The sequence below is a fragment of the Gluconobacter oxydans genome, assembly GCF_006539685.1.
GTDB classification, from domain to species: Bacteria; Pseudomonadota; Alphaproteobacteria; order Acetobacterales; family Acetobacteraceae; genus Gluconobacter; species Gluconobacter oxydans.
The window spans coordinates 1-2624 of sequence record NZ_BJNM01000081.1; the positions used below are offsets into that span (position 1 = coordinate 1).

Consider the following 2624-nt stretch of genomic DNA (forward strand, 5'->3'; position numbering starts at 1 on the left):
CGTCGAGGATGCCATGACCAAGCATCCAGGGCGAAGTCGGTTTTGATTTGGCTTAGAATTAATCCGAGTGTGCACTTTACCGGGATTTGCGATGAAATCCTTGATCTTCTCGATCCTCTTTTGCGCCGCGCTAGTGTGAACTTTAGCGGGGCCACCCGCGAGGGCATAAGAGCCGATCGGAATTGGTAAGATATCATGGCTATCCCGTGCACTTTGGCGGGGAAGATGTGCACTTTAGCGTTGGAAGCGTGCACTTTTCCGGAGAGTGATAGCCTTAAAACGGGACTCTTCCGCGTTGTCCCGTGCACTTTAACGGGACAAACTAATATATAACTAATATCTTCTACTAAGCTTCTTCCCGCTAAAGTGCACATCCGTGCCAAGGCATTTCCGTTTCCCGGTAAAGTTCACGGAGACAGATTAGCTAGCTTTAGCCATACTCGCCATGTCGGAGAGTATGGCATGGCTAAAGTTCATCGAATTATAGAGCAGATAGGGCGCCAAGGCGCGCTTCAGCTCGATATAGATCGACGCGTGATCGACATCGCGAGTGGGTATATGTCGAGCGAAGAGCTTGGCATTGGCTTTTTGTATTCTGGCTGGGCCCAAGCTGCATTGCCGCATAGAAGACTTAAATCGAGCGCAGCATGGCAAGTAAAAAGCGATCACGTAACGCTGCTCGTTGAGCCGGGGCGAAGACCCGGCAAAGATGCAGAGCCAGAGTACGTAGGAGTTCCCTATGGAAGTAAAGCTCGCTTGATTATGCTTTATCTCCAGACCGAAGCACTGAAGACAAACAGCAGAGAAATCGAGATAGGGAAGAGCCTTCGATCATGGTTGAACCGCATGGGTATTCCCATCGGAGGAAAGGCTGTCGCAGACGTTCGTGATCAAGCCGAGCGGATTGCGCGTTGTCGCCTGAGCTTTCATATAAAAACTGCCGATAGCACAGGATTTCTAAATCAAAATATCATCGACTCAGGGATGATCACTGAGTATGACGACGCGACAGGAAAACCAACGTCATTCCTTGACGCAGTGAAATTGTCCGAAAATTTCTTTCAGCAATTAAAACGCCACCCGGTTCCAATAGAAGAGGCCGCTATTAGGCATCTAAATGGTCATTCTCAAGCTTTAGATATTTATTGCTGGCTAGCGTATCGCTTACACGTCTTAAAAAAGCCTACACCCATCACCTGGGCGGCTTTAAAATTACAATTTGGCCCAGGCGTTGCCCGTATGGACCATTTCCGCACAGGCTTTTTAGATAATTTGGGACTGGCATTAGCGGTTTATCCTGCGGCGAAAGTTGACGTCGACCGCACAGGCGCAACCCTGTTTCCCTCTCCACCGCCAGTTAAGCCGAAAACGCTCTCGTAGAAGCGGGATTACCGTCGGTATACCGTTGACCTACCTTCGCAAGGCAGCTAAAAGGAGGCGTACTGTTCGTCTGTAAGTGAAATGCAGGGTATACCGAAGGTCTTCCGTTTCCATACAGTATACTATTCTGGAGAACCTCAATGCCAACTATCGTCTTCGCTTCTCCGAAAGGTGGAGCAGGGAAATCTACAACAGCTATTCTTTTGGCGTCGGAGTTCGCACATAACGGTGCCTCCGTAACTCTAATTGACGCTGATCCAAATAAGCCGGTTGCCCGTTGGGCATCACTGCCCGGAAAACCGGATACGTTGAAGGTAATTGAAGACGTTACCGAAAAGACTATTATCAAGACGATTGACGGCGAAGCAGAAGAAAGCTCTTTTGTAATAGTCGACCTCGAAGGTACCGCGTCAAGAATGGTACCTTATGCAATGAGCCGTGCGGATCTCGTAATTATCCCTACGAGAGGTTCAGCCCTCGACGCTGTTGAAGCTGTTTCTGCTGTTAGAGAGGTCAGGCAGCAGGAAGAGGCATTTAGGATTAATATTCCCTGTGCCATCTTATTTACCTGCACAAGCGCAGCAATACGCCCCCGGACTTTATCTGCTATTGAAGCGGAATTCCGGGAGAACGGCGTACCGGTGTTCTCGGTCCAGGTTCATGAGCGTGATGCATACCGAGCGATTTTTTCTTTCGGAGGTACTATTCGTACGCTCGATCCCAAAAATGCGCGCAATCTTCCAAGTGCCGCAGCAAATGTCGAAGCTCTTGCAAGAGAAGTGATAGAATTACTATCCAGTGAACAGGACGTAGATAGATGAAGTCACGCACAAGCATCTTTTCGGATCCTCAAAAGGGTGGCGCAATGGATCTTTCCAAATTCAAGCCCGCCCCAAAAAACAAGGACGCGAGGCCCGCGCCGGAGGAGATTGATCGGATCTCGGAAGGATCTCGGTTTGTCAGTAGAGAAAGTGTATCAGAACCCGAAAACATCGTAGGTAAGGCTGAATCAAGTCAAGGCACGAGGAAACCGAGAGCGTATCGAACTGGACGACATCGCGTGGTCAGTGTGAAGACTACAAATGAACACGCAGAACGATTTTATGAACTCGCAGACAAATTGGGGTTAAAAGTTGCGGAGACGTTTGAGCTAGCTGTAGCGGCACTGGAGCGTGACAATCGTCCATGACCGAATGAGAATGCCCGCAAGGTGGGCTTCTTGTTCAAACAGGGAGGTTTCCTGA

Annotated in this window: 2 protein-coding genes; both read left to right on the top strand. The window is 49.3% G+C overall.

What is annotated here, in order from left to right:
* The first annotated feature begins 462 nt into the window (after window positions 1–462).
* Complete coding sequence (locus GOX01_RS12595; protein ID WP_011251563.1) at window positions 463–1380, top strand: replication protein RepA; 918 nt, start codon at window positions 463–465, stop codon at window positions 1378–1380.
* Between the two features lie 140 nt (window positions 1381–1520).
* A complete protein-coding gene (locus GOX01_RS12600) occupies window positions 1521–2201 on the top strand; it encodes a ParA family protein (protein ID WP_011251564.1) in 681 nt (226 codons plus the stop codon).
* Window positions 2202–2624 lie beyond the last annotated feature (423 nt).

Coding starts and splice junctions, on each gene's coding strand:
- GOX01_RS12595 (WP_011251563.1), top strand. CDS start 463: ATGGCTAAAGTTCATCGAATTATAGAGCAGATAGGGCGCCAAGGCGCG.
- GOX01_RS12600 (WP_011251564.1), top strand. CDS start 1,521: ATGCCAACTATCGTCTTCGCTTCTCCGAAAGGTGGAGCAGGGAAATCT.